Raw genomic sequence first — 2,637 nt, forward strand, 5'->3', positions numbered from 1 at the left:
ATATTTGGGGGTATAGCTCAGTTGGGAGAGCACCTGCCTTGCACGCAGGGGGTCAAGGGTTCGAATCCCTTTATCTCCACCAAAGACACTGTATATGCAGTGTCTTTTTTTATATAATTTTATAATATTTTAAGATAAACTTTCTCCTTAGTATGTTAAAATAAAAAAGTAGATAGTATTTCTTTTTGGGTGAATTAATTATTTAATAAGATTTTAGATAAATGGAAGGAGGGAAAATAGAGAATATAAATTTCTCTATTTTATATAATTATGAATATATTAATAACCAATGATGATGGAATTACGGCAAAAGGTATACAGATTATTGCACAGAGACTTCAAAATGCACACAATATATTGGTAGTAGCACCTGATAGTCAAAAAAGTGCTAGCAGTCATTCCATAACATTAATGAATCCTCTTATTGTAAAAAAAGAAAAAATAGAAGGTGTAAATGCTCCATGTTTTAGTGTAAGTGGTACACCTGTAGATTGTACAAAAATTGCAATAACTACTATTGCTAGTAAAAAAATAGATATAGTAGTATCAGGAATAAATGATGGATTTAATTTAGGCACCGATGTAATATATTCAGGGACTGTGTCTGCAGCAGTTGAAGGAGCATTAAATAATACCCCAGCAATTGCATTATCTTGTGATGGGAATGAAGAAAGTTATGAAATTGCTGCAGATTATGCAGAAAAAATATTAAATAAAATTAGAAGTGAGAAAATTGGAAACACAGTACTAAATGTAAATATTCCATCCATAAGTAAAGATAAATTAAAGGGATTAAAGGTATGTAAAATAGGTGAAAGAAATTATAATAATGTATATGTTGAAGTAGAGAAAAGTGACGATAATGTAGTATATAAAATAACTGGTGCACCGGATGATGCAATGCAAGATAATACTGATGTAGACATGATTAAAGAAGGATATATAACAGTTACACCACTACATTATGACTTAACTAATTTTAAATTAATAACAAAAATGGAAAATATGTTAAAAACATAAATTGGAAATTAACAAAGTTTTTATTTTAAATATTGTGATTAATTAGTAATATTAAAGACATGAATAGGGGATGAAATGATGAATAAACCATATGTATTTACACCAGGACCTACTAATGTAAGAGAAAATGTTAGATTGGCTAGGGCTATTGAAACTACTAATCCAGATTTAGATAAGGATTTTTATGATTTTTATAGAGAAACTTGCAGTAAAATTGGGAAAGTACTAAATACTGAAAAGGATGTGTTTATATTAAGTGGTGAAGGTATACTAGGATTGGAAGCTGCTTGTGCATCACTTACAGAACTAGGGGATAGAGTACTAATTATTGATAATGGAGTATTTGGTGAAGGCTTTGCTGATTTTGTGAAAATATATGGAGGAATACCTGTATTTTATTCTGTTGATAGAAAAAGAGAAGTAAATGTGGAGCATTTAAGACAATTCCTTGATAAAGATAGTAATTTTAAATATGCAACTATAGTTCATTGCGATACACCATCAGGAGTGCTTAATGATATAAGTAAAATTTGTCCAATGATTAAACAATATGGAATATTAACAGTTGTAGATAGTGTTGCAGCTATGGGAGGAGAACCTATAAATGTAGATGAGTGGGATATAGATATTGCATTAGGAGGTTCTCAAAAAGCTTTTTCAGCTCCACCAGGATTAACTATTGTTACGGTTAGTGACGATGCGGATAAAGCTATGAGAATAAGAAATACTCCGATTGTAGGATTTTATTGTAACTTAACTATATGGAAGGGATATTATAATAAAAAATGGTTTCCATATACTATGCCAATAAGTGATATATATGGACTTAGAGTTGCTATAGATAATATACTTGAAGAAGGAATAGAGAATGTATACAATAGACATAAAAATATTGCTGTAGCTATTAGAAATGCATTAACTAGCTATGGGTTGAAGTTATATTTAGATAGTGGCTTTTCATCTACAGTTACAGTAGTGGAACCACCTAGAGGAATAGAAGTAAATAAGTTAATTAATTATATGAGAGATAATTATAATCTATTAATTTCAGGGTCATTTGATTATCTTGAGAATAAAGTTATTAGAATTGGTCATATGGGAGAAAACTGTAGGATAGATAAAATTTTATTTGTTTTAAATACGTTAGATAAATCTTTAAATGAATTAGGATATAAATCGAAAGTTAATATAATAGAAGAATTTAATAAGTACATTATATTATAATGTAAAAGAGGCTAATTAATTATAAAAGTAGTTAATTGGTCTTATATTATTATAAAAAGGATATTTTTAATGGAATATTAGGAAGATTAGTAACTAGTTAATATAACGAATATTTATTCATTTTAACGTAGTATACTTCGGATATACAGACTAAATATTAGTATAAGTTATTTTTGCTTTAGTATACTATACCATGTGTATCAGTATAAGAAAATAAAAGTAAATTCAAGAAATATGAAGATATACTTAAATAAACTATAATTATAAAAAACTAATATTACATATGATGTAATAAGTATGGTAAGATAAATCTTGTCGCTGAGAGATGCGGTAAGAAAAAACAAAAACTTAAGAAAAAGCTTCTTAAAAATTTGTTGACAGATAAGAGATTAT

At 28.0% G+C, this 2,637-nt stretch carries 2 protein-coding genes and 1 tRNA gene; all 3 read left to right on the forward strand.

Annotated elements, in window-relative coordinates; genetic code table 11:
- The first annotated feature begins 6 nt into the window (after window positions 1-6).
- The 3 genes from B3630_RS09670 to B3630_RS09680 all read left to right on the forward strand — a co-directional run bounded on the left by B3630_RS09670 (window position 7) and on the right by B3630_RS09680 (window position 2,244).
- A tRNA-Ala gene (locus tag B3630_RS09670) sits at window positions 7-82 on the forward strand.
- A gap of 188 nt (window positions 83-270) precedes the next feature.
- Window positions 271-1,020: a 5'/3'-nucleotidase SurE gene (surE, locus tag B3630_RS09675; RefSeq protein WP_346897642.1), complete on the forward strand. Its 750-nt coding sequence runs from the start codon at window positions 271-273 to the stop codon at window positions 1,018-1,020.
- 78 nt (window positions 1,021-1,098) lie between these two features.
- On the forward strand, window positions 1,099-2,244 hold the full coding sequence (locus B3630_RS09680) for an alanine--glyoxylate aminotransferase family protein (RefSeq protein WP_346897644.1): 1,146 nt from the start codon (window positions 1,099-1,101) through the stop codon (window positions 2,242-2,244).
- Window positions 2,245-2,637 lie beyond the last annotated feature (393 nt).

This window comes from Clostridium sp. UBA7503 (genome assembly GCF_002477055.1).
Taxonomy (GTDB): Bacteria; Bacillota; Clostridia; order Clostridiales; family Clostridiaceae; genus Clostridium_J; species Clostridium_J sulfidigenes.